Raw genomic sequence first — 24,103 nt, 5'->3', positions numbered from 1 at the left:
ATTGCCAGAACTTTACTTTGCCTCCTGAAATAAGTGGCTCTAAGCAAATGCTACACCTCCAGCTCATCACTAAAAGACGGAGCCGGAGGTATAGCACCTATAAATTCAGGCTTTCCTACAAAGCCGCAATGCAAGAAATCTCTACATTCACATCCTTCGGCAGGCGGCTTACCTCTACCGTCTCACGAGCAGGCGGGTTGGAGCTGAAGTAGCTGCCGTATACCTCGTTAATCTTGCCGAAGTTGCCCAGGTCTTTCACGAAGATGGAGCACTTGAGCACATTGTCGAAGCCCATGCCGGCCTCCTGCAGGATAGCGGACAGGTTCTTCATAACCTGGTGCGTTTCCTCCTCAATGGTGCCGCTTACCAACTCACCACTTTGTGGGTCGAGTGGGATTTGGCCCGATACATACATGATGCCGTTGTGAAGCGTTGCCTGGCTGTAAGGCCCGATAGCGGCTGGCGCGTTGGCCGACTTGATAATGGTATGGTTCATAGTCCGATTAGTTTTAATGTGTATCTTTACCCATCAAAAGTACAGAAATATGCACATACTTGTTTTGTCTGGCGATGAAATGGCCGCTGAGTTTAGACAGAAATTTCCGGAAGGAGCGAACAATAACACCTATACCTTTCTGCATAGCCGCCACCTGACCGACGATCAGCTAAAGCCTGATGATGTTGTTTTCGATTTCCTGCTGCACGAAGAGCCGGAGCGCCTGAGCGATTATGCCCCAGGTCAAATCGTGTTCTGTCAAGCCGTGACGAAGCAATTAGCTGCGCTGGTGCGTGAATCAGGTCTGGAAAATACCTGCACCTTATTCGGTTTCAATGGCCTGCCGACGCTCTTCAACCGCCCGGTGCTGGAGGTGAGCCTTTATAAGCAAAGTGATGCAGAGAAGCTGCAGGAGATATGCGAGCAGCTTGGCACGGAGTATCAGTTAGTAGAAGATCGCGCAGGTATGGCCACGCCGCGCATCCTGTGCATGATCATCAACGAAGCCTGCTATACCTTGCAGGAAGGCACCGCCTCTATTCAGGACATAGACTTGGGTATGAAACTCGGTACTAACTACCCACACGGACCATTTGAATGGGCGAATGCGATAGGTATAGCCAATGTATACCAGGTGCTCGTGGCCATGTATGAAGACACCAGAGAAGAACGCTATAAGATCTGCCCGCTGCTCAAGACAAAGTACTTGAAAGGCGAGAAGTTTGAGGTGTAGATTTGCTCCTATCAGTAATAGCAGTAACTTTTTTTAAGACAAAAAAGGGGGGAAGCCAATCAGCTTCCCCCCTTCATATTTTATACCTAAGTAAAACTACTCCACCGTTACAGACTTCGCCAAATTACGAGGCTGGTCTACATTGCAACCACGCATTACCGCGATGTGGTACGACAGTAACTGCAGCGGAATAACCGACAGCAACGGCACCAGGTGCTCGCTTGTCTCCGGAATCTCGATCACATGATCTGCCATGGCAGGTATAGTCGTGTCTCCTTCCGTTACAACAGCGATGATCTTGCCTTTACGGGCCTTCACCTCCTGAATGTTCGACACAATCTTTTCGTAAGAGCTATCTTTCGTCGCAATTACTACCACCGGCATCTGCTCGTCGATCAGGGCGATCGGGCCGTGCTTCATCTCAGCGGCAGGGTAGCCTTCGGCATGGATGTACGAAATTTCTTTCAGCTTCAGGGCGCCTTCCAGCGCAACCGGGAAGTTATAGCCACGACCCAGGTATAAGAAGTTCGTAGCGTCTTTGTACTTCTCAGAAATACGCACAATCTGATCGTTCAACTCGAGTGCTTTCTCTACTTTGGCCGGAATACTCTCAAGCTCCACCATCAGTTGGTGCAGCTTGGTGGTCTCCAGTGCGCCGCGCTTGCTGCCAATAATCATAGCAATCAGCGAAAGCACTGTTACCTGCGCCGTAAAGGCTTTTGTAGAGGCAACACCGATCTCAGGACCAGCATGCGTATAAGCACCAGCATCGGTAGCACGGGCGATAGAAGAACCTACCACGTTGCAGATACCAAAAATGGTGGCACCTTTCGATTTGGCAAGTTCCAGTGCGGCCAGTGTATCAGCTGTTTCGCCAGACTGCGAAATAGCCACTACAATGTCACGCTCGCTGATGATTGGGTTGCGGTAACGGAACTCTGATGCATACTCCACTTCTACAGGTATGCGGGCAAGGTCTTCGATCAAATACTCGGCTACCAGACCGGCATGCCAGGACGTGCCGCAAGCCACGATCAGGATACGGTCTGCATTCACAAATTTGTTCTCAAACTCACGGATGCCACCCATCATCAGGTGATTGCTCTCCGCGATCATACGACCGCGCATGCTGTCCAGGATAGAGCGAGGTTGCTCAAATATCTCCTTCAGCATGAAGTGCGGGTAGCCGCCTTTCTCTATCGACTCGAGGGCCATTTCAAGGCGCTGAACGTAAGGTGTTTGCACCACGTCCTCTTTGGTACGGATCTCCAACTCACCGTTTTTGATCACGACCAGTTCGTAGTCGTTCACATACACCACATCGTTGGTATACTCAATGATTGGGGTAGCGTCAGAAGCAAGGAAGTACTCGCCTTCGCCTATACCTACTACCAACGGACTACCCTTACGGGCAGCGATGAGTTGGTTCTGGTCTTCCTTAGAGAGCACCACAATAGCATAAGCTCCTACTACTTCGTGCAGGGCCAGGCGCACCGCCTCTGCCAGTGAGCAGTTACTGTTTTGCTTGATGTCTTCAATTAAGTTGATGAAAACCTCCGAATCCGTTTCGGACTGGAAGGTATGGCCTTTTTGGATCAGGAGCTGCTTCAGGGAAGCGTAGTTCTCGATGATGCCGTTATGGATGATGGCAATGTTCTTGGAGCTAGAGTAGTGTGGGTGTGCATTTACATCGTTTGGCTCACCGTGGGTAGCCCAGCGGGTATGGCCCATGCCGATGCTGCCGTGCACATCTTTATCTGCAATAAACTCCTCAAGGTCGCTTACCTTGCCTTTTCTTTTGAAGACGTTCAGGCCTCCGTTCATCAGGGCTATGCCTGCGCTGTCATAGCCTCTGTATTCAAGTCGTTTCAAGCCCTTAAGGACAATAGGGCAAGCATCTCTATGCCCTACGTACGCTACAATTCCGCACATATAGTATTAAGTTTCAGTAAAAAAAATAAAGGTACCTGCAAAGGTACCTTTTTCTTTATAATGTATAAAGTATCTGCTTAATATTTGCGCGATACTATTGTAGCTTCGAATAGTATATCAGGAGCCTTACTGGGTTTGCATCATTGTTTGTTACAATAGCACGGTAAGGACGCACTTCCGGGCGAATAGATACGGTTCCGTCTGACTGCGAAGCAGCCGTGACAGCGCCCAGCATCAGGCCATTATTTTGCTTCAAGCCCATCATCACACCCTGCAGGTAGCTGGTCACATTCAGGGTATAATAGTCGACGCCATTCTTACGGCTGCTAGCCACCAGAGCTGGCACTCGGGTATCCAGTGGATTGACGCCATCCTGCTGTACCGCACGTACAGTGCCTGTTATGTCTCGCAAAAACTGGTTTGCATTGTTGGTTTCATACAAGGCCAATTGAGGCGGTCTCGGCAGGTTATTCGCCGAAGAAGCTGCTTTCACAGGTATAATCAGCTCGGCCCGGTTGATAATCAGGTTGCCCTGTATGTCTTTGAGTTTGTCCAGGTGAGGGATCGTGATCTTGCTTAGCAGCTGTGTGCCTGCCTGTATATAAGAATCTCCGCCTGTTTCACTGGCAGGAACAAAGTCGCCATTAGACTGCAGCTCGGCAACGGCAGTGCCTGTGCGGTCAGACGAAATCTGGGTAAAGTAATTGCCTGCGCCCAGCAAAAAGTTATGCTGTCTGGCAGTGCCTTCGGCTGTGGTATAATGCAGTGTCAGGCTAGTGTTAGTGCTACCCAGGGTCAGACCTACTATGCTTGCATTCTCGCCTTCAGGCACTGTTAAGGCAAGGCCTCTGAAAAAGTTTGAGAAACCGGCCTGGTCTGCGAAAGCCGGCTGGCCTGACTGGGCCATAAACTCGTTTGCCAGTTCGTTACTCAGTTTAATCTTAAGCAGTCTCGTGGTTTTGGTGGTTACATTCTCCTTCTTTTCAGCGTCTATGCGAGGCAGAAAAGTCTTTGAACCAACAGGGTCAGGATTGTAAGCAAAAGGAGTTGTGGTAAAGTAAGAGGTTCTCTCGTCAAAAGCACCTGTCACACGATGCACATTTACCTGCATTGTCTTCAGGGTATCCGCATACTTAAACGAGTAGTCAAGTGTAAGCACCAGTGAGTCTGCTCTGGCACCTGTGCCGAAGTTTAGGCTGGTTCCATTGATTGACACCTCTGTGATCGTGCTGGCACGTACCTTACCCAGTACCGGATCCACATACTGACCTAACAGAGGCGGCTGTGAACGGAACGAAAGGATCGAGTCCCCCTGAAACACAGTCCCGGTCTCGATGGTAAGGGTGTCTGTAAACTCGGTGCCTATCAGGTTTTCGTCCTGTAGTTCGAGTCCGATGTCTTTTGGGTCTTCGCAGGCTGTAAGAGCGGCAAATGAAAAGAAGAAAAAGAGTAATCTCCTAACGGCTGAGTTCATTATATAGGTTGAAGTATGAATCACACAGGTTATCGTCGGCACTGATAGTGTTAATGTTCTTGTTTGTCTCAACAAATTCGTTGAACAGGGCGCTGATGTTTTCGCCGAAGTTCTCGTTTGTCTTGATCACAGAGTCCGCGTACTCCATGCCAACCTTGATAAAGCTGTCCAGGTCCGCTTCCTGCAAAGAGGCCAGCATGCTGTCATCGATATCAAGCATTTTTACTTTCTCGAGCAGGTCGCCGTTGAACTTGTGCTTGTACTCGTGGTTGTAAACCGTAAAGATAGACTTCGCATCCTTAAAAATCGGGTCTTTCTTATAAGTAGTTTTCAGGTACATTGGAATCAGACCGGTCATCCAGTCGTTGCAATGCACGATATCCGGCTGCCAGCCCAGTTTCTTCACTGTTTCGAGTACACCCTTGCAGAAGAAGATGGCACGCTCGTCATTGTCCTGGTGGAAATTGTTGTTCTTATCCACAAAAACGGACTTACGCTGGAAATAGTCTTCGTTATCGATAAAATATACCTGCAGCTTGGCATTTGGGATAGAGGCTACCTTAATAACAAGCGGCTTCTCGTCATCACCCACAGCGATGTTGATGCCTGACAGGCGAACTACCTCATGCAAACGGTTTTTACGCTCGTTTATTATACCAAACTTAGGTACAAAGATGCGGATCTCCATACCTCTTTCCTGCATACTCTGCGGCAGCGTGTTCAGAAATTCTGCTACTTTAGTGGTTTGAAGGAAAGGAAGGATCTCGGTGGCGGCGTACAGGATTCGCAATTTAGACATGAGTATGTAATTAAAATTTAATAAGCAACAGTAATGGGACGTGCAAAATTAGTATTTTTTATTCTAATTTTCAATTTAATGTTCTATAACCTACTTTTGCCGGCTTTCAGCAATTGCATCATTTATACCTATTAATATGGAAGTTATAGAGCAGGTGTCAGCCCTCAGGGCCATTGTGGCGGCGCTGCGTTGCGGCGGCAAGCGCATTGGTTTTGTGCCTACCATGGGCGCCCTGCACGAAGGGCACCTGCAGCTGTTGCGCGCCTCGGCCCGCGAGAATGACGTGACGATCTGTAGTGTGTTTGTGAATCCGACTCAATTCAATAACGCCTCTGATTATAAGCTATACCCCCGCACACTCGAGCAGGATATCAGCCTGCTGGAAACCGTTGGCTGCGACTACCTGTTCGCCCCTAGCGTGGAGGAGATATACCCACAACAGTCTGTGCTGCAGTTTAGTTTCGGAGTGCTCGAAGGGGTGATGGAAGGTGCGCATCGCCCGGGGCACTTCAATGGGGTGGCGACTGTAGTGAGCAAGCTTTTCCATATCGTGCAGCCGCACAAGGCCTACTTTGGGCAAAAGGATTTGCAGCAGGTGGCCATCGTGCGGCAGCTGGTGCAGGCCCTGGGCTTTGACCTGGAACTGGTGTGCTATCCGACCGTACGCGAAACCGACGGACTGGCCATGTCCTCACGAAACAAGCGCCTGAGTGACACTCAACGCCAACTGGCGCCGCAGCTTTACAAGGCACTGCAGATGGCCGCAGCTAATCTAAAGCAGAAGCCTATAGCAGTCATCAAGAGCGATGTTGCACAGCAGCTGCAGCAGGTAGAAGAGCTCGAACTGGAGTACTTCGAAATAGTGGACAGCCTTACCCTGCAGCCGCTCCAGGACATAAGCGGGCAAGAAGAAGTGGCTCTTTGCATTGCCGCTTTTGTGGGGGAGGTGCGGCTTATCGACAACATGCTCGTGAATCTAAAGGAGGCCTGATTTGTTTGGGTTTGTAAAGGCTCAAGAAGATGCTGAGACGCTGGTAGTTTATCTGCAGCTAATTGCATAACTTTGCGGCCTATTACAAAAATAAACCATGTATATTGAGGTTTTAAAATCCAAAATTCATCGTTGCCGGGTTACACAGGCTGAGTTGCACTATGTGGGAAGCATCACCATTGATGAAGACCTGATGGATGCCGCCAACGTGGTGGAGAATGAGAAAGTACAGATCGTCAACATCAACAACGGAGAGCGCTTCGAGACTTATGTGATTAAGGGTGAGCGCGGTACCGGCACGGTATGTCTGAACGGTCCGGCCGCTCGCAAAGTGCAGGTAGGCGACATCGTGATCGTGATCTCTTACTGCTCCATCAAGTTCGAAGACGCCAGGAACCACCAGCCGACGCTCGTGTTCCCGGATCAGCACAACCGACTGGTGTAACACCATTGCATGAGAAAACTGCTCTCTTTATTGAAGTATAGCCTGCTTCTGGGGCTTTCCGCATTCCTGATGTGGTATGCCCTCAAAGAGCTTGACTTCGAAAAACTATGGGCAGAGTTACAGAATATCAGTTATAGCTGGCTTGCTCTTTCATTAATGATGGGCCTGGCGGCCTACCTGAGCCGGGCGTACCGCTGGTACATGCAAATAAGGCCTACGGGCTATACCCCTTCTTTTAAGAACACCTACAACGCCATGATGGTGGGCTACCTGGCCAACCTCGTGCTGCCTCGCATGGGAGAGGTGGTGCGCTGCAGCATGCTGCGCCGCAGCAATGGCATACCTGTCAACACAGCCTTCGGCACGGTCATAGCTGAGCGCATCATTGACATGTTGATGCTGCTCCTTTTTCTGGGAGTTACCTTTCTGCTCGAGGTGAACCGCCTCCGCGATTTTCTCTTTGGTCTTTTCACAGATAAGTATGCCAGTCTGGAGCAAAGCTTCGGGTCGCTGTACCTGCTGGTTGTGCTGTTAATGGTAGTTGGCGCCGTGTTTCTGGTGTTGGGTTTGCTATACCTGAACAAGCTGCGTCAGAATGCCTTTTTCAAAAAGGCTGTGACCTTTGTGCGCGGTATGCTGCAAGGCGTATTCAGCATCACCAAAATTGAAAACCAGGTCGCCTTCTGGGGGCATACACTTTTTGTATGGGCTATGTACTATGGCATGAGCCTCGTGGTATTCTACGCTATACCTGCCACATCCGGCCTGACGCCAGTAGCCGGCCTTTCGGTGCTCGTGATCGGTACTTTAGGTATGGCAGCGCCTGTGCAGGGTGGCGTAGGCGTGTACCACCTGCTGGTACAGACCGTGCTGTTGCTCTATGGTATACCTAAAGAGGCGGGGATGGCTTACGCCTTAGTGGCCCATACTTCGCAAACGCTTTTGGTTGTTGCCATGGGAGTGCTTAGTTTTATAGCAGGAATGTTACAAAATCCTGCCTTAGCCGAAGAGCACACGCAGGCAAACCCACCTATACATGAATTCGAAAGATAAAATCCTATCCTTGCCTGACCTGCAGGAGCTTGTGCAGGCATGGCGCAGCGAGGGACAGCAGATCGTTTTTACAAACGGCTGCTTCGATATCCTGCACCTTGGCCATGTCGACTACCTCGAAAAAGCACGACAACTTGGCGATAAATTGGTGCTAGGCCTTAACACAGATGCGTCAATAAGCCGTATAAAAGGTCCAAGCCGCCCACTTCAGGACGAAATGTCACGTGCGCGCGTCATGGCATCCCTTTTGTTTGTGGATGCCGTAGTATTCTTCGATGAAGATACACCGCTCGAACTGATCAAGGCTTTGCAGCCGGATATACTGGTGAAGGGCGATGATTACACCATTGAAAATATTGTGGGGCAGGATATCGTTACAGCACGTGGGGGCGAGGTGAAAACCGTGCCACTTGTGAAAGGCTACTCGACCACAAACATTGTTAGAAAAATAGAAAACCAACAAAGTTCATAAAGTTAAAATAGACCAATGGGAATATATGTGATAGTTATTCTCTTCATGGGCCTCAGCATGTGGGTAAGCTGGCGACTGAAGAGCAAGTTTAAGAAGTATTCAGAAATTCCGTTGCAATCTGGCTATACCGGCCGTGAGATTGCCGAGATGATGCTGGCCGATAACGGCATACATGATGTGAAAGTGATATCGGTAGCGGGTCGTCTAACGGACCACTACAACCCGGCCGACAAGACCGTGAACCTGAGTGAGTACGTGTACGAGGCACGCAGTGCGGCGGCGGCGGCGGTAGCAGCGCACGAATGCGGGCACGCTGTGCAGCACGCCAGAGCGTACAGCTTCCTGAAGTTCCGCTCGGCCATGGTACCGGCGCTGAGCATTGCCTCACGCTACATGCAGTGGATCATCCTGATAGGTATCTTCATGCTGCAGACAACTCCGGTGCCTCTGGCTATTGGGGTGGCGCTGTTCGGCCTGACTACCATCTTCAGCTTTGTAACACTGCCTGTGGAGTTTGATGCCAGTAAGCGAGCGCTTGCGTGGATTAGTTCTAACAACATTGTAACACAGCAGGAGCTAGCCATGTCGAAAGACGCACTGAAGTGGGCAGCCATGACATACGTGGTCGCAGCACTTGGCTCACTGGCCACACTGCTCTACTATGTGTCCTTGCTAATGGGCCGTCGAGACTAAGCTGTTTCAGATGCGAGTAATAAAATAAACAAAGCGCCATCCGTTCGTTCAGAGTGGATGGCGTTTCTGTTTTGTTGCACTGGTTTGTGCAAGAACCTAACAAATATTAGTTAGGCAGGTTATTTAAATATTACCAAATTTCATAGTTTTGTACTATAATCCATTAATTACAGTCCTTTTATATATAAAAGCATGAATTTTCAATTAACTGAAGAACACTTGGCAGTGCAGGCTGCCGCCCGTGAGTTTGCACAAACAGAGTTATTGCCTGGTGTAATTGAGCGCGATGAGCACCAGAAGTTCCCGGCAGAGCAGATCAAGAAGATGGGAGAGCTTGGCTTTTTGGGAATGATGGTGGACCCGAAATACAATGGTGGTGGTATGGATACCATCTCTTATGTGCTGGCCATGGAAGAGATATCTAAAGTAGACGCCTCTGCTTCTGTAGTGATGTCGGTGAACAACTCGCTGGTATGCTGGGGTCTTGAAAAATACGGTACCGAAGAGCAAAAGCAGAAGTACCTGACCCGTCTGGCCACAGGCGAGATCATCGGTGCCTTCTGCCTTTCTGAGCCGGAGGCTGGTTCTGACGCTACCTCACAGCGCACCACCGCCGAAGACAAAGGCGACTACTACCTGCTGAATGGCACTAAGAACTGGATCACGAACGGTAGCACAGCCTCCGTGTACCTGGTGATTGCCCAGACAGATCCAGAGAAGAAGCACCGTGGTATCAACGCATTTATTGTAGAGCGTGGCATGGAAGGCTTCCAAGTTGGACTGAAAGAGAACAAACTGGGCATACGTGGCTCTGATACGCACTCTTTGATGTTCACTGACGTAAAAGTACCTAAGGAGAACCGCATCGGTGAAGACGGCTTCGGCTTCAAGTTCGCTATGTCTACACTGGCAGGTGGCCGTATAGGTATAGCTGCACAGGCATTAGGTATAGCTTCTGGCGCTTACGAGCTGGCGGTGAAGTACTCTAAAGAGCGTAAGGCATTTGGTGTGGAGATTGCGAAGCACCAGGCAATCCAGTTCAAGCTGGCTGACATGGCTACGAACATCGAAGCTGCTCGCATGCTTTGTTTGAAGGCCGCTTACCACAAAGACACGCACCAGGATTATGGCATGTCCGGTGCAATGGCGAAGCTTTTCGCATCCAAAACTGCAATGGACACAACGGTAGAAGCAGTGCAAGTACATGGCGGTTACGGTTTCGTAAAAGAGTACCATGTAGAGCGTTTGATGCGCGATGCCAAAATCACACAAATCTACGAGGGTACTTCTGAGATTCAGAAAATAGTAATTTCAAGAGAATTGTTAAAGTAATTTGGCACTTAAACCTTTGTTATTGTGTTATTTAGGCTAAGGATAGGGTTTATTGAATTAAAATTAAATATTTAAAATATTTTGAATTTTATAAAGATTAGCCTAGCTTTAGGACAAAATAAAAGGGTTTATAGTATAAAAGTTAGTTGGTAACACACATGGAAGATTACAATAAGATTATTGAGTCGCTTGGGGTGCGGTTCATTAAAGCGAAAAATCTGGTGTTGCAGCAGCCGTTCTCGGTACGCAACTACTACGACGTAGGCAACAACCTGATTCTGCTTCATAAAGGTACAATTTTCTTTGGTGAGGAGGAACAGATGGTAGAAGAGGGCGAACTGCTCTTTATACCGGGTGGACGCAGCACAAAGGTAACCTATGGTTCCGGCGATGGCAGATCCATTACAAACGATGATCTGATCACTAACAGAGAGAAGTTCTTTAAGAGCAACAACGACCTCGACCTGATCGGCGACGCAGAAGAGAGCCACAGTTATGTGAGCTTCGAAGCGAAAGTGTTCGATTCAGTTAACTTCTTTGCATCACTTGACCTGCCAGCCTTCCTGATCTCAGGAAACAACAAGCTGGCTAACCTGGTGATCAAAGTAGTGGAAGAAAGCATGCAGGACTTGCCAGGCAAGGAGCGTTTGATCAGCATCTACACCGAGAACATCGTGGTAGAGATCGTGCGTCACATCCTGCGCAACAAAATGTTTGTGGAGCAGCTGGCTACGAACAGCACCTACTTCAAAGACCCTCGCCTTATCGACCTCTTCAACTACATCAAAGAGAACTTGGGCGGCGACTTGTCTAACAAAGTGCTTTCTAACGTGGCCAACGTTTCTGAGGACTATGTAGGTCAGTATTTCAAAATGCTGACAGGTATAAATCCACAGGACTACATTGAATACCAGCGTATGGAGCGCGCCGTGTTCCTGCTGCGTACTACGAAAAAGAGCATCCGTGAAATCGGTAAGGATGTGGGCTACAAAGATACAGCTTACTTCTGCCGTCGCTTCAAGATGATGTTTGGTATACCTGCTGGCAAGATGCGTCGTCGCGAATCAGCGATGAACATCTAAGGCAAGATTATAAGAAGCAACAGTGTGAGAAACCTCGGCTAAAAAGCCGGGGTTTTTTTCTATGTGATTACCTACCACAATGACGTCGGCGCCAGCCTCCAGTGCTGCTTTTGCCTTAGCCGCCGTATTAATGCCTCCTCCCACTATGATGGGAACCTCCACCGACTGGCGTACCGCCTTGATCATGTCTGCGCTGATAGGCTGCATCGCGCCGCTGCCTCCGTCGAGGTATATGTAGCGCAGGCCCAGCAGCTCACCGGCCATGGCTGTGCAGGCAGCGATAGCAGGCTTATCGTAAGGTATAGGTGTAGTACCACTCATGTAAGACGCAGTGGTTTGACGGCCGGTGTCAATGAGCATGTAGCCCGTAGGGTATACCTGCAGCTCACTGGCTTTAAGAATGGGAGCCGAAAGTACATGTTGGCCGATCAGGAAATCAGGGTTGCGGCCAGAAATCAGGGAAAGGAGCAGAATGCCGTCAGCCTGCTTGTCGATGTGGAGGCTGTTGCTTGGGAAGAGGATGACAGGTATAGCGCTGTTCTCTTTGATAAGTTTGATGATGGCGGTCTGGTTGTCAGTCGTTATCAGGCTACCGCCTACAAAGAAAAAATCTACCTGGTGGGTTTCGCTTAGAGAGAGCAGGTTCAGGCAGGAAGCTTCGTCCAGGTTATCGGGGTCGATCAGGAGGGCGAAATGCTTTCTGCCTGGTTCATGCTGCTGTCTGTTACAAAGGTTGTTGAATGGCATTCTCTTCTGGAATGGTATAAGCAATGGTTTCAACTTCAGTCACCTCAATGGGTGCTGCTGCAATATCGTTATTTTTAGAAACAGTGCTTAAGTATTCCTCCACCTTTTTAGTAAGGTAGACAAGGAGCAAGGCCATGAGCTGCTGGCTGATTACCTGCATCAGTTCAGAGTTTACGAAGCTTTTGGATACTCCCTTTTGCGGCTGTGAGTCTGGCTGCGTGAGCGGCATGTACTCTGCTGGCAGGGCATAGCTGTCTTCCTGATCATTAGCATAGGTATGAAAACCTAGTGCGTCTGGCTCCCTACTAGAAGATTTTGCTTGCTTAGGGGCCTTCTTGCTCTTCAGCTTTTTAATTTTTTTTTTACCGCCGCTGAACATGCTCCGGAGCAGGAGCCCCGCTACCAGCACACCGCCTGCAATGGCGACTTTTTTGCCCATCTGCTGGCCCTGTGTCTTTATCTGATCCACATCACCCATGAGCGCGTTCTTGTATTCTTCTTTTTGACGCTCCAGAAGTTCACGCTCGTTGTCGAACAGGGGGTTGTTAGTCTCGCTCATACTTGTTTCTCTCGTTTGTCTGTTTTGTATATCGTATTATCAAAGGCCTTGTCAGCCATGCCTTGAAACACTTTCTTGTCGAGGCCAACAAGCAGCACCACCAGCACAATCACATAGAATAGTGCGATAATGCCGAAGCCCCAGAAAGAGCTGTCAAGCAGGTGGTTGAGCAGAAGACCCAGAAAGATGCTGACAAAAAGCACGCTCATCAAGCCAAAAAAGGCCAACAGGGCACCATGTACCGCGCTTACAAAAGCTGCTTTTAGCTTTTCCTGTATTTCCAGACGTATAATGTCTATGCGGGTATCAATATACCCCATTAAGTTATCAATGAGGTTATTACTTTTCTCTCTTGTGCCGTTGTCGTTCATAGTGCCCAGCTTTTTTAGTGCTTTTTCTGTATACGCTATTAGATTAAAAAATTTGCGGAAGATATAACCAGTTAAAGTTGTAGTACGGAATTTGCTGTATCTTGTCCGTGTTTACTTAACTTAAGTATCACTTTTTTGTTACATTAGTCTCTTTGGAGCATAACCTATATAGCACATTGGGCGTGAGTCCTACGGCCTCGGCGCAGGAGATCAAGTTGGCCTACAAGCGGCTGGCTTTGAAGTATCATCCTGACCGTAACCCAGGCGACGCACGAGCTGAGGAATTGTTCAAGGTCGTTAACGCTGCTTACCAGACCCTGTCCGATCCCCAAAAGCGCGTGCGCTATGATTTGCGCCTGCAGTACCTGCGCGAGCAGCGACAGGCGATACGGCAGCACCAGCCGCAACACCATGCCCGCTACCGGCAAACCCGACCACCGGCCCCGGTTTCAGAGCGCCACTACCAGAATATACCTCGCCGCGAAGGGCGCCGCTTTGTGCGCAAGGACCTGTACATCACACTCGGCTTTTTCGCTTTCATGTTTGTGTTCAGCGTGCTGCTGAAGTCTACCATGGACTATATCACGGGGGAAGACAGGTATAAGACCGCACTCAGCTACATTGAGCACGGCAAGTATAGTAGCGCACATAGCCTGCTCACCGATGCAATCTATTTCCGGCCAAAACACTCTGACGCATACCTGACAAGAGCAAGCATCTCGATGAACGTGTATGAGAATTACCGCTCTGCCGTAGAGGACCTGAATCAGGTGATTGCTTTGCAGGACAGACCTTCTGGAGAAGTGTTTATGTTGCGAGGCAAGTGCCTGGCCAAGCTGGAGAAGTACCAGGAGGCCGAAAGGGATTTTGGAATAGCGCTCACGCTTGACAGCACATTGCACACCGCGCAGCTAGACAGGGGAGAGGTGCGCTTGTTTTACCTGCAGAAGTTTGAGCCCGCCATAGCCGATTTTACCAGCTTTCTGCGCCATACTTCCAAAGGAGAATCCTGGGCGAATGCGTTGACGTTCCGTGGTTTCGGATACTACAAAACAGGCGACTATGCCGCCTCGGAGGCAGACTACCGACAGGTGCTGCAGGCTGATAACGCCAACGGTCGGGTATATTACCTGCTTGGCCGCACTGAGCTCGAGCAGGCACAGCCTGACTCTGCCTGTGCACACTTCAGGGAAGCTTACCGCCTGGGTTACTCGGCGGCGGTGCTGGAACTGCGGGCTAACTGTCGCTAAAAGTATTTGAGCAGGCGCTTCTGCATCCTTTCACTGTCCCAGGCCTGGCCACCCAGGTAGATCTCCTTCACATCGCCGCTCGGGTTCAGCACATAAGTGGTTGGGTATACTGTCAGTTGCTGGTTAGCCAGTGGGGTATTGGCCTTGAGGTAAGTGAAGCTATAGGGCTGGCGGCTTCTGAATTTCAGGATTTTCTCCAACTCCTCGTCCGATACCGTAACGACGGCTATCTTGTCAGGGTGTAGCTGTTGCAGGCGATCCATTGCGGGCATCTCTTCGATGCAGGGCTTGCACCAGGTAGCCCACACGTTCAGCACAACCACCCTTCCTTTATACTTGTCAATAGATATGGGCTCGCCCTGCAGGCTTGTAAGTTGAAGCGCCTGCCAGTTCACGCGTTGCGGTACTGTTTGGTTGAGCATATAAAAGGCAAACACGGCAATAACGCCCGCTACGGCAAAGCCAACGGCATAAGCAGTCCAGAATATTTTTCGTCGGGTCATATGCTAAAACTGTATGTTTTGGATGAAAAACATATAGATAAGAGCCAATACAAGCACAGTACCGATACCGGCAGCCATGCCCGCAAAAATGGCGCTCCAGAAGATTCTTTTCATGGTGGCAATAAGTGTTGTAACAGCTAAGGTACTAAAATGCAGGAAGAATTATAAACTGAAAATAATTTAGACAACCAGCGGCTTATTATGAAGTATAGTAGGGCAGCAGAAAGGAGAAGGGTATAAAAACAAAAAACCCTTACCGGTTAGGGTAAGGGTTTAAGCTGGTGGTGATGATTGGAATCGAACCAACGACACATGGATTTTCAGTCCATTGCTCTACCAACTGAGCTACATCACCAGCTCCATTGTTGCCCCCTCTTCCGAAAGGGTATGCAAAAGTAGTAACCAAAATCGAAGACGCAAACTTTCGGGCAAAAATATTTTAAAAAAGTGGCCTTGTATACGTTTATTCTCACTATTCTGCTATCTTTATCTACGAATTGGTATGTATAACGAATAATTCACCGTGATTCAACTCGAGAACATTATCTTCCTGATTGTAGCAGGCCTGGGCATTGGCCTGTTTGTGTGGCAGATCCGCAAGATTCGCAAGAACATCCTGATGGGCCGTGACGTCGATCTGACAGATAATCCGTCGGAGCGCATCAATAAAACTTTACTGGTAGCCTTCGGGCAGCAGAAGATGTTCAAGCGTATGCTACCAGCCGTGCTGCACCTGTTCGTATATGTAGGTTTCCTGGTGATCAACATCGAGGTGATTGAGATCCTGATTGATGGGGTGTTTGCCACGCACCGTGTGCTTGCTTTCCTGGGGCCGGTTTACAGCGCCTTGATGTTCATTAATGAAATATTGGCTGCGCTGGTGATTATCGCCTGCGTGATTTTCCTCTGGAGACGTAACGTGACTAAGGTTCCTCGTCTGGCAAGCGGTGTGGAAATGCGCGCCTGGCCAAAGCTGGATGCCAACTTTATCCTCATTACCGAGATCGTACTGATGTTTGCCTTGTTTGCCTTTAACATCGCCGGTCTGAAGCTGGTACAGATGGAAGGCGGCGAAGTGGCAGGCAGCTACCCGGTCAGTCAAATGTTTGTGAATATCTTTGGCGACAACCCGACTAGCCTGCACATCATTGAGCGCGTAGGCTGGTGGTTCCACATCATCGGTATCCTGGCCTTCATGAACTACCTGCCGAGCTCGAAGCACTTCCACATCATCATGGCCTTCCCGAACGTGTACTACTCCAAGCTGCTGCCAAAAGGTAAGTTCACGACAAACCCGGCTATCACGCACGAGATCAAGGCTATGCTGGACCCGAGCTACCAGCCACCGGCACCGGAAATGGACGCTGAGGGCAACCCGATCGTGCAGCGCTTTGGTGCTAAAGACGTGGAAGACCTGACCTGGAAGCAACTGATGGACGCCTATACTTGTACGGAGTGCGGTCGCTGTACCTCGGTATGCCCGGCCAACATCACAGGTAAGCTCCTGTCGCCGCGTAAGATCGTGATGGACACCCGCGACCGCATGGAAGAGAAAGGAGAGCATCCGGCAATCTTTGCGCCGAACCATTACAAAGAACTGGGTGTGGAGCGTGTGCAGACCACCGACGAGAAAACCCTGCTGCGTGGCTACATCACACCGGAAGAACTCTGGGCCTGTACCACCTGCAACGCCTGTGTGGAGTCCTGCCCGGTGAACATCGACCAGCTGTCTACGATCATGGACCTGCGCCGCTACCTGGTGCTCGAAGAGTCTGCAGCACCAGCCTCGGTAAACGCCATGTTCACCAACATCGAAAACAACGGCGCTCCTTGGGCCTTCTCACCGTCCGACCGCTTTAACTGGGCTGAGGACTTGTATGTGCCTTCGAAGAATTAAATTGCTGATTGCTTATTGTTAATTGCTTATATGTTGACTGTTATGATTGATTGTGACGCTTGATTTGAGGAAAGCTTAAGGCCTTTGATGAGGTATAGCAAAACCTGTGGAAGTGTAAAAACAACAATCATCAATTAACAATCAACAATTCATACCCTACCAGATGGAAGAGAATAAAAGACTAGTGAAAGTGCCAACCATGGCGGAAATGGCAGCGAATGGCGAGGAGCCGGAAGTGCTGTTCTGGGTTGGTTGTGCCGGTTCGTTCGACGACCGTTACAAGCGTGTAACACGTGCCTTCGTGCAGATTTTGGAGCACGTAGGCGTAAAATATGCCGTATTGGGCACCGAAGAAAGCTGCACGGGCGAACCAGCCAAGCGTGCCGGTAACGAATTCCTGTTCCAGATGCAGGCCATTACCAACATCGAAGTGCTCAACGCTTACAATGTGAAGAAGATCGTGACGGCATGTCCGCATTGCTTCAACACGCTGAAGAACGAATATCCGGACCTGGGCGGTAACTATGAGGTGATTCACCACTCCACGTTCCTGCAGCAGCTCATCAACGAGGGCAAAGTAAAGGTGCAAGGCGGCGAGGCTTTCAAAGGCAAGCGCATTACCTTCCACGACTCCTGCTACCTGGGCCGCGCCAACGATATCTACGAAGCACCGCGCGACGTACTGGCCGCACTTGATGCCGACCTGGTGGAGATGAAGCGTAGCCGCGCCAACGGACTTTGCTGTGGTGCCGGTGGTGCCCAGATGTTCAAAGAGCCGGAGCCGGGCAACAAAGACATCAACATCGAGCGTACGGAAGAGGCCCTTGCCACACTTGGCACCAACAATGGTGTGATCGCAACTGCCTGCCCGTTCTGCATGGTGATGATGAGCGACGGCGTCAAGAACAAGGAACAGGAAGAAAGCGTAAAAGTTTTTGACATCGCCGAGCTGATCGCGCAAGCAGAGGGTCTTTCAAAGTAATACCTGATTGTTGATTGATAATTATTGACTGTTGCTTTACTGTATTGATTTTGGTGTACCTGTTTTACAGAGTAAAATGTGAGAACAGGTGTAGCTTTTCAGTATTAACATCATCAGCAATTCACTCTTAAAGAAATCAATTAACAACCAACAATTCAACAAGAAAAAATGTACATTCCTTTTGACCAATTGCCACCGCATGCCCGGCTCTGGATCTACCAGGCTGACAGGGCTTTGACGGCGGCAGAGCAGGAAGAAATAAAACCAATGCTGGAGCGTTTTGCTACTGACTGGAGCAGTCATGGCAAGGGACTACAGGCATCGGCCAGCCTGTTGCACGACCGCTTTCTGGTGCTGGCCAACAACGAGACAGTCACTTCTGCCAGCGGCTGTTCTATAGATAAGTCCGTGGCTTTTGTGCGGGAGCTGGAGCAGCACTTTGGCGTTTCGTTCTTCGACCGTACCCGACTGGCTTTTCTGAAAGACGGAGCGGTGCAGGTAGTGGGTATGAACGAGCTGAAAAATAGAGTGGCAGCCGGCGAGATTGACGGGCAGACTTTATATTTTGATACATTGGTAAATAATTTCGGAGAGTTGCAAAATGCCTGGCCTCGGCCTGCGCAGCAAAGCTGGCTCTCCAGGTATTTTTAGATCCGCTAATCCAGAACCTACCCCCATGCAGCAGACGCTATCGACACAGTCAGTGGCCAATTACCTGAAGTTTACAGCAGCCATCCTGCTGCTGGCAGTGGTGCTCAGCTCCTGTGGCGCGGGCATGTACCTGAGCAAGGCCGACAAGCGCTTCGGAGAAGAGCAGTATGAGCGGGCCATCGAGTACTACAAGCAGGCACTGAAGGGAGCGGACAATGTCGGCGAGATCAACTACCGCATAGCTGAGTCGTACCGTTTGTCTAATCGCCTGGCGGAGGCTGAAACCTACTACAAAGCGGCGCTCGACAACAACTACCGCAAAGAGGAGGGCTTCTTCTACTATGGCATGGCGCTGAAAGCCAATGGCAAGTACGAGGCTGCCTTGGGTCAGATGCAGGATTACGCCCGCATTGGCAGCAAGCAGGAACTCAAGACCCTGGCCCTGCGCGAAGTAGAGACTTTGAGCCAACTGAGCACCATTCTGAAGAAGAACACAGGCTTTGAGATCTACAACCTGGAAGCGCTGAACACAGAAGGCTCTGACTTTGCTCCTTTTGTGCGCGGCAACGAGCTGGTTTTCTCCTCTACCCGCGGACCGGGCAAAACATACCTGGGCAATGGCGAAGGCTTCATCAATCTATACGCTACCACACTCGGCGACTCGGCTAACATGGGGGCCGCTGTACGCAAACTGGAAGGTATAAATACCGACGACCTGCACGAGGCACTGGCGACTTTTGCTGACGAGGGAAATACGATGGTATTTGCCCGTGGCAACGAAGGCACCAAAAAAGGCCGCCGTAACGTGGACCTGTTCATCTCGTTCTACCGCTCCAATGCCTGGACTGAACCGAAACTACTGAGTATCAGCGACCCGCGTGCCTGGGATTCTTCTCCGGCTTTCGCTCCTGATGGCAGAACGCTCTACTTCTCGTCTGACCGCCGCGGCGGATTGGGAGGCAACGACATCTACAAGACTACCATCGACGACAACGGACGTTTCTCGGCACCCGAGAATCTGGGTCCGGGCATCAATACACCCGGCAACGAAAGTTATGTGTACGTAGGTCCTGATGGCACACTATACATTGCCTCTGATGGTCTGCCAGGTTTGGGCGGGCTGGATGTCTTTAAGATAGAAGAAGGCAAGCCTGTAAACATGGGAGTACCGGTTAACTCCAGCGGCGATGATTTCGGTATCTTCTTTCAGGACGCTTTCACAGGCTATATCTCCTCTAACCGCGAAGGTGGTAAAGGAGGCGACGATATTTACGCTATTGCCAGATCAGCACGCAAGCTGGTGAATTTCTTTGTGGACGGTACCGTGTACCAGCGACGCGACAAAGACAAGCAGCAGACCGTGGTACCAAACATACCGGTGGTGCTGCAGGATAACCGGGGACAGAAAATAGCCGAAACCACAGCCGATGAAGATGGTAAATTCACTTTTGCGCTCGACAGCGCCTCTACTTACTCTTTATTAGCTGAGAAAGCCGGTTTCTTTGCTGCCCGTCAGCGTGTGAGCACCGTGGGCAAAATGCCGCCGCAGAACCAGCTGCCGAACGAAGTCAATGAGGTGCGACTGACTGCTGATCTCCTGCTGACCGAGATCGTGAAAGAGAAAGCCATTGTGCTCGAGAACATCTTCTACGACTTCGACAAAGCCGACATCAGACCAGATGCAGCCGAAGAGCTGGATAAGCTAGTGCAGATACTCGAAGACAATCCGCGCATCTCCATTGAGCTGAGCTCACATACTGACTCCCGTGGCTCCGACGTCTATAACGAGGACCTGTCGCAGCGCCGTGCCGAGTCTGCCGTGGAGTACATCATCTCCAAAGGAATAGATCGCTCACGTATCACAGCCCGCGGCTACGGCGAGAGCCGCCCGGTGGTGCGCAATGCCAAGACAGAAGAAGAACACCAGCGCAACCGCCGCACCGAATTTAAGGTGGTGCGCATACAGGAGTAACAGGTATAGCGCTATACCTTTAAGCATAAAAAAGCATCGGCGGCTATGGTCTTAGACTGTAGCCGCCGATGCTTTTTTATACCTGTGCTATACCTAGCGGAAGGTATACTTAAGGCCGACCCCGATGTTGCTGATCTGACTCCTGTTGTTGTAATGTGGTGCATTCACTCCGGTAGTGAAAAGTGGTGTGCGGTAATCTACCGAAAGGGCCAACGGCAGCTTTTTGAATTGGTACTCTATACCAACCGTTCCAAATGCTACGGGGCTGGTATAGGTTTTTCCATCCATGGGGTATCGTGTGCTTGCATGACGCAGTACGCCTACTCCCACACCTGCATAGGGTCTAAAGCGTTCTGAGAAAGACAATTTCGGTTGCCAAAGATAGCTGAGGGAAGCCAGGAAGTCACTTGAGTTAGATGGTATCATGACATAAGCTTCCAAGGCTGATTGGTCGGTGACAAAGTACTTAGCTGTTATGCCAAGGTCTGTGTAACCTGAGCCTGCTACAGTATAGCGAAATCCGACAGCTGCATTATAAGGTGCTGATGCTTGAGGCTTTGCCTGCTGCGATTCCTGCTGCGCTTGTGCTGCACCAACAAAGCTCAGGCTGAAGGTTAAAATCAAGAGTATCTTTTTCATAAAATTTAAGTTTGTTTATATATAAGAGTCAATATATTCTGGGATGGTTGCAAGGTGTGGTAGCTACTTTTTCGGAGAGGCAGTACCTGAAGCTTGCTATACGTGCAATGACGAAGTGCTCAGCTGTGGAGTATTTTGCCGCTACTGTCTTTTTAAAGCGCTGTTTTTGCCGTATATACAGCGGCCTTTTCTTACATTTGTAAGAGCAAGTAAGACCAAGCACTATGGAAAATAGATACCTCCGGCGTGGCGTGTCCGCCTCCAAGGAAGACGTACACAACGCCATCAAGAACATCGACAAAGGGCTTTTCCCGAAAGCATTCTGCAAGATCATCCCCGACATCCTCACCGGTGACCCGGAATACTGCGCCATCATGCATGCTGATGGTGCAGGCACCAAGTCGGCACTGGCCTACATGTACTGGAAAGAGACCGGCGACCTGAGCGTATGGAAAGGTATAGCACAGGACGCCGTGGTCATGAACACTGACGACCTGCTGTGCGTGGGTACAACGGATAACATCCTGCTCTCTTCCACCATCGGCCGCAACAAAAATCTGATACCTGGCGAAGTGATTGGCGCTATCATCAACGGCACCGAAGAAGTGCTGCAGATGCTCCGCGACAACGGTATCGGAATTTACAGTACCGGGGGTGAAACAGCCGACGTAGGCGACCTGGTGCGCACCATCATCGTAGATAGTACCGTGACCGCCCGCATGCGCCGCGACGAAGTGATCTCGAACGACAACATACAAGCCGGCGATGTGATTGTGGGATTTGCCTCGCACGGGCAGGCGACTTACGAAACGGAGTACAACGGCGGCATGGGCAGCAACGGCCTTACCTCCGCCCGCCACGATGTGTTCCATTCTTACCTTTCGGCCTCTTACCCGGAGAGTTATGACCCGGAACTGCCAAAAGACCTGGTGTACTCTGGCAACTACCGCCTCACCGATGTAGAGCCGGAAACAGGTATGGAAGTGGGCAAACTGGTGCTGTCGCCAACGCGTACCTATGCGCCTATCGTGAAAGCCATCCTGGAGCAGCACCGTCCGCATATACACGGCATGGTGCACTGCAGCGGTGGCGCCCAAACCAAAGTGTTGCACTTCACCGATAAGGTGCACATCATCAAAGACAATCTCTTCCCGGTGCCGCCACTGTTCCGCATCATACAGGAGCAGAGCCACACCGACTGGAAGGAAATGTACAAGGTCTTCAACATGGGCCACCGCCTCGAGATATACCTGCCGGAGCAACACGCCCAGAGCCTGATTGATATCTCCAAATCATTCGGCGTGGACGCGCAGGTTGTGGGTCGTGTAGAAGCCAGCGAGCGAAATGAACTTACAATCAAGAGCGATAAGGGGACGTTTTATTACGAAGGGTAGAAAATCAGATAAGCTTTATAAAGAGAAACCACAGGTATAACGCCTGTGGTTTTCTGTTTTATAGGGACAACAATTAGCGTTTTTAAAAAATAGGCTAGAATAAAATTTGGAGATAGACTAATTTGTTCAAAATATAGTTATATATTAAGAATGTGATTCTTGCGCTATACCTATATGAAAACATGCTTTACTCTTCTATGGATCTGCTTACTTACCCCTTTCTTTGCCTTCGCCAACATCGAGGATACAGCTATAGTCAGGTATGACAGACTCTATGCAGGTATAAGTTTTAGCACTGTATCGCATCACATCTATTACAAAGATTCGAAAGCCCAAGATATTATTAGTTCTGGCTACTTTGCTCCGCTTTCTTTATACCTAGGCTACAATTTCGGCAGGAACATGCGGGTGCAGGCGGGCCTGGCTTATGGCGGCAGTTCAGAGAGATATATTTTGACGCCTGACAACAAAGTGTTTCACACAGCCTCTTCCCGCACACATGTTATCGCACTGCCCGTAACGCTGCAACATGTCATGTTCAAAGTTGCAAAGCAATTTCCGCTGTATGTTACCGGCACGCTGATGCCTGCCTACGGTATATCGCAGACGGAATACTCTCAGTCAGAAAACGGAGTCGAAGTAGAGGTAATTAAGATTACAGACCAAGGAATCAACACGTTTATGACGGCTGGTATCGGGGTTAATTATAAAATAAGCCCGCGCCTTTACGGGCATGTAGAGTACCATGCCCTAAAACATAACCTGACGGGCAGAAACTCCTTCTTTCATGACTGGGATCAGGGATTTACAGGGCTTCTGCATTTCTATAAGTCAGTAGGTATAGGTGTGAATTACAAGCTTGGTTCGGAAAGATAATCAGCCCTTATGAAAACATACTTAACATTATTAGCACTATACCTGACGCTTTCATCTCCGGTCATAGCTAGTGAAGGAGATACAGCTAAAATAAGCGAAAGCAAGTTTTACGCAGGTATAGGGTTAACCACCATCACCTACCACATCTATTACAAGAATCCCACTGTATTGTATGGTGCTACAGGATACTTCACGCCTATATTTTTGAATGTGGGTTATAAGGCGAGCAGTACGGTAAGAGTGCAAAGCGGTCTAGCCTACGGACGCAGTAGAAGCGACACATATTGGTCGCCTAATTATCGAGATGACGATACCTTGCAGATTCGAGCAGACACACGTACCCATGTGCTGGCGGTGCCTGTTACTATACAGGTAGATTTATTCAAGCGTTACACCCGAATTCCTTTCTACGGAACAGTCTCCGCTATAACGGCTTTTGGAAGAACGAATGGAAGGGTAACTGAGATCCTGCATGGCGAGGCAACGACAGGACACATGCAGGATGCAGGTATAAATATTTTCCTGATGGCTGGTTTAGGGGTTAACTACAAAATCAGCAAACGCTTCAGGGGCTACACAGAGCTGTTCCTTTTTAAAAGGAACCTGATAGGGAATAACTCTTTTGATTATGACTGGGAAGCATATTCTCCTTGGGGACGTCGCCTTTTCAGATCGTTTGCTTTTGGGGTAAATTATCAGTTGTAGGCAAGGAGTGGGCTTTGTTAATAACCACAGGTATATCAACAGTGGTTCTGTTTAA

General features: G+C 49.7%; 25 protein-coding genes and 1 tRNA gene. 16 read left to right on the top strand and 10 right to left on the bottom strand.

What is annotated here, in order from left to right; translation table 11 throughout:
- Window positions 1-115 precede the first annotated feature (115 nt).
- Window positions 116-496 carry a RidA family protein gene (locus AC5FXQ_RS07665; RefSeq protein ID WP_493601893.1) on the bottom strand — a complete coding sequence of 127 codons (381 nt, stop codon included), beginning with the start codon at window positions 494-496 and terminating at the stop codon, window positions 116-118.
- A gap of 49 nt (window positions 497-545) precedes the next feature.
- Here AC5FXQ_RS07665 and AC5FXQ_RS07660 point away from each other — a divergent pair, with 49 nt between their 5' ends.
- Window positions 546-1,229 (top strand): 3-hydroxyacyl-CoA dehydrogenase family protein, encoded by a 684-nt coding sequence (locus AC5FXQ_RS07660; RefSeq protein WP_493601892.1) that lies wholly within the window; start codon window positions 546-548, stop codon window positions 1,227-1,229.
- Window positions 1,230-1,325: 96 nt separating this feature from the next.
- Here AC5FXQ_RS07660 and glmS read toward each other — a convergent pair whose 3' ends face one another.
- The 3 genes from glmS to AC5FXQ_RS07645 form a co-directional block, all read right to left on the bottom strand.
- Window positions 1,326-3,161 (bottom strand): glutamine--fructose-6-phosphate transaminase (isomerizing), encoded by a 1,836-nt coding sequence (gene glmS / locus AC5FXQ_RS07655; RefSeq protein WP_493601891.1) that lies wholly within the window; start codon window positions 3,159-3,161, stop codon window positions 1,326-1,328.
- A gap of 94 nt (window positions 3,162-3,255) precedes the next feature.
- Window positions 3,256-4,635: a DUF4270 family protein gene (locus tag AC5FXQ_RS07650; RefSeq protein ID WP_493601890.1), complete on the bottom strand. Its 1,380-nt coding sequence runs from the start codon at window positions 4,633-4,635 to the stop codon at window positions 3,256-3,258.
- Window positions 4,619-5,434 (bottom strand): glycogen/starch synthase, encoded by an 816-nt coding sequence (locus AC5FXQ_RS07645; protein ID WP_493601889.1) that lies wholly within the window; start codon window positions 5,432-5,434, stop codon window positions 4,619-4,621. Before AC5FXQ_RS07645 ends, AC5FXQ_RS07650 begins: the two co-directional genes overlap by 17 nt.
- Window positions 5,435-5,570: 136 nt before the next feature.
- Between AC5FXQ_RS07645 and panC the strand changes: the two genes are divergently transcribed.
- From panC to AC5FXQ_RS07610, 7 genes are all read left to right on the top strand, one after another.
- Window positions 5,571-6,425 (top strand): pantoate--beta-alanine ligase, encoded by an 855-nt coding sequence (gene panC, locus AC5FXQ_RS07640; protein WP_493601888.1) that lies wholly within the window; start codon window positions 5,571-5,573, stop codon window positions 6,423-6,425.
- Window positions 6,426-6,522: 97 nt separating this feature from the next.
- Complete coding sequence (gene panD / locus AC5FXQ_RS07635) at window positions 6,523-6,870, top strand: aspartate 1-decarboxylase (protein ID WP_493601887.1); 348 nt, start codon at window positions 6,523-6,525, stop codon at window positions 6,868-6,870.
- 9 nt (window positions 6,871-6,879) lie between these two features.
- Entirely contained in the window at window positions 6,880-7,923 is a 1,044-nt protein-coding gene (locus AC5FXQ_RS07630) for a lysylphosphatidylglycerol synthase transmembrane domain-containing protein (protein WP_493601886.1), read from the top strand.
- Window positions 7,907-8,395, top strand: coding sequence for a D-glycero-beta-D-manno-heptose 1-phosphate adenylyltransferase (rfaE2, locus tag AC5FXQ_RS07625; protein ID WP_493601885.1), 489 nt, complete (start codon window positions 7,907-7,909; stop codon window positions 8,393-8,395). The genes AC5FXQ_RS07630 and rfaE2 overlap by 17 nt, the downstream gene beginning before the upstream one ends.
- A 15-nt stretch (window positions 8,396-8,410) precedes the next feature.
- On the top strand, window positions 8,411-9,088 hold the full coding sequence (locus AC5FXQ_RS07620) for a zinc metallopeptidase (RefSeq protein WP_007655427.1): 678 nt from the start codon (window positions 8,411-8,413) through the stop codon (window positions 9,086-9,088).
- Between the two features lie 192 nt (window positions 9,089-9,280).
- Window positions 9,281-10,420: an acyl-CoA dehydrogenase gene (locus tag AC5FXQ_RS07615; RefSeq protein WP_493601884.1), complete on the top strand. Its 1,140-nt coding sequence runs from the start codon at window positions 9,281-9,283 to the stop codon at window positions 10,418-10,420.
- A gap of 158 nt (window positions 10,421-10,578) precedes the next feature.
- The gene (locus tag AC5FXQ_RS07610; RefSeq protein WP_076421288.1) at window positions 10,579-11,502 is read left to right on the top strand and encodes an AraC family transcriptional regulator; all 924 of its coding nucleotides are present in this window, start codon (window positions 10,579-10,581) and stop codon (window positions 11,500-11,502) included.
- Here AC5FXQ_RS07610 and AC5FXQ_RS07605 read toward each other — a convergent pair.
- From AC5FXQ_RS07605 to AC5FXQ_RS07595, 3 genes are read right to left on the bottom strand one after another with little or no spacing between them, the layout of a single operon-like run.
- Window positions 11,485-12,249: a phosphoglycerol geranylgeranyltransferase gene (locus AC5FXQ_RS07605; RefSeq protein WP_493601883.1), complete on the bottom strand. Its 765-nt coding sequence runs from the start codon at window positions 12,247-12,249 to the stop codon at window positions 11,485-11,487. The two genes, AC5FXQ_RS07610 and AC5FXQ_RS07605, sit on opposite strands and share 18 nt — an antisense overlap.
- Window positions 12,227-12,808: a hypothetical protein gene (locus tag AC5FXQ_RS07600; RefSeq protein ID WP_493601882.1), complete on the bottom strand. Its 582-nt coding sequence runs from the start codon at window positions 12,806-12,808 to the stop codon at window positions 12,227-12,229. The genes AC5FXQ_RS07605 and AC5FXQ_RS07600 overlap by 23 nt, the downstream gene beginning before the upstream one ends.
- On the bottom strand, window positions 12,805-13,179 hold the full coding sequence (locus AC5FXQ_RS07595; protein WP_493601881.1) for a phage holin family protein: 375 nt from the start codon (window positions 13,177-13,179) through the stop codon (window positions 12,805-12,807). Before AC5FXQ_RS07595 ends, AC5FXQ_RS07600 begins: the two co-directional genes overlap by 4 nt.
- A gap of 152 nt (window positions 13,180-13,331) precedes the next feature.
- Between AC5FXQ_RS07595 and AC5FXQ_RS07590 the strand changes: the two genes are divergently transcribed.
- Window positions 13,332-14,429, top strand: coding sequence for a tetratricopeptide repeat protein (locus tag AC5FXQ_RS07590; protein ID WP_493601880.1), 1,098 nt, complete (start codon window positions 13,332-13,334; stop codon window positions 14,427-14,429).
- Here AC5FXQ_RS07590 and AC5FXQ_RS07585 read toward each other — a convergent pair.
- Window positions 14,426-14,932 (bottom strand): TlpA family protein disulfide reductase, encoded by a 507-nt coding sequence (locus AC5FXQ_RS07585; protein ID WP_493601879.1) that lies wholly within the window; start codon window positions 14,930-14,932, stop codon window positions 14,426-14,428. The genes AC5FXQ_RS07590 and AC5FXQ_RS07585 overlap by 4 nt on opposite strands.
- Window positions 14,933-15,211: 279 nt before the next feature.
- Window positions 15,212-15,287 (bottom strand) — tRNA-Phe (locus AC5FXQ_RS07580).
- A gap of 168 nt (window positions 15,288-15,455) precedes the next feature.
- Here AC5FXQ_RS07580 and AC5FXQ_RS07575 point away from each other — a divergent pair.
- The 4 genes from AC5FXQ_RS07575 to AC5FXQ_RS07560 all read left to right on the top strand — a co-directional run bounded on the left by AC5FXQ_RS07575 (window position 15,456) and on the right by AC5FXQ_RS07560 (window position 20,434).
- Window positions 15,456-16,829 (top strand): 4Fe-4S dicluster domain-containing protein, encoded by a 1,374-nt coding sequence (locus AC5FXQ_RS07575; protein WP_493601878.1) that lies wholly within the window; start codon window positions 15,456-15,458, stop codon window positions 16,827-16,829.
- A gap of 163 nt (window positions 16,830-16,992) precedes the next feature.
- Window positions 16,993-17,811 carry a (Fe-S)-binding protein gene (locus AC5FXQ_RS07570; protein ID WP_493601877.1) on the top strand — a complete coding sequence of 273 codons (819 nt, stop codon included), beginning with the start codon at window positions 16,993-16,995 and terminating at the stop codon, window positions 17,809-17,811.
- 168 nt (window positions 17,812-17,979) lie between these two features.
- A complete protein-coding gene (locus AC5FXQ_RS07565) occupies window positions 17,980-18,462 on the top strand; it encodes a hypothetical protein (RefSeq protein ID WP_493601876.1) in 483 nt (160 codons plus the stop codon).
- 25 nt (window positions 18,463-18,487) lie between these two features.
- A complete protein-coding gene (locus tag AC5FXQ_RS07560; RefSeq protein ID WP_493601875.1) occupies window positions 18,488-20,434 on the top strand; it encodes a CHU_0125 family OmpA-like outer membrane integrity protein in 1,947 nt (648 codons plus the stop codon).
- A 93-nt stretch (window positions 20,435-20,527) separates the two neighbouring features.
- Here AC5FXQ_RS07560 and AC5FXQ_RS07555 read toward each other — a convergent pair whose 3' ends face one another.
- A complete protein-coding gene (locus tag AC5FXQ_RS07555; RefSeq protein WP_493601874.1) occupies window positions 20,528-21,073 on the bottom strand; it encodes an outer membrane beta-barrel protein in 546 nt (181 codons plus the stop codon).
- A gap of 224 nt (window positions 21,074-21,297) precedes the next feature.
- On the opposite strand from AC5FXQ_RS07555, the gene AC5FXQ_RS07550 reads away from it, so the two are divergent.
- From AC5FXQ_RS07550 to AC5FXQ_RS07540, 3 genes are all read left to right on the top strand, one after another.
- Window positions 21,298-22,467: an AIR synthase related protein gene (locus AC5FXQ_RS07550; protein ID WP_493601873.1), complete on the top strand. Its 1,170-nt coding sequence runs from the start codon at window positions 21,298-21,300 to the stop codon at window positions 22,465-22,467.
- A 174-nt stretch (window positions 22,468-22,641) separates the two neighbouring features.
- Window positions 22,642-23,343, top strand: a complete 702-nt coding sequence (locus AC5FXQ_RS07545) for an outer membrane protein (RefSeq protein ID WP_493601872.1) — start codon at window positions 22,642-22,644, stop codon at window positions 23,341-23,343.
- Window positions 23,344-23,352: 9 nt separating this feature from the next.
- Window positions 23,353-24,048: a hypothetical protein gene (locus AC5FXQ_RS07540; protein WP_493601871.1), complete on the top strand. Its 696-nt coding sequence runs from the start codon at window positions 23,353-23,355 to the stop codon at window positions 24,046-24,048.
- Window positions 24,049-24,103 lie beyond the last annotated feature (55 nt).

The sequence above is a fragment of the Pontibacter sp. LHS1 genome (genome assembly GCF_058932855.1).
The sequence above is the reverse complement of the archived record's forward strand: the minus strand, read 5'-3'. Positions and strand labels throughout refer to the sequence as shown.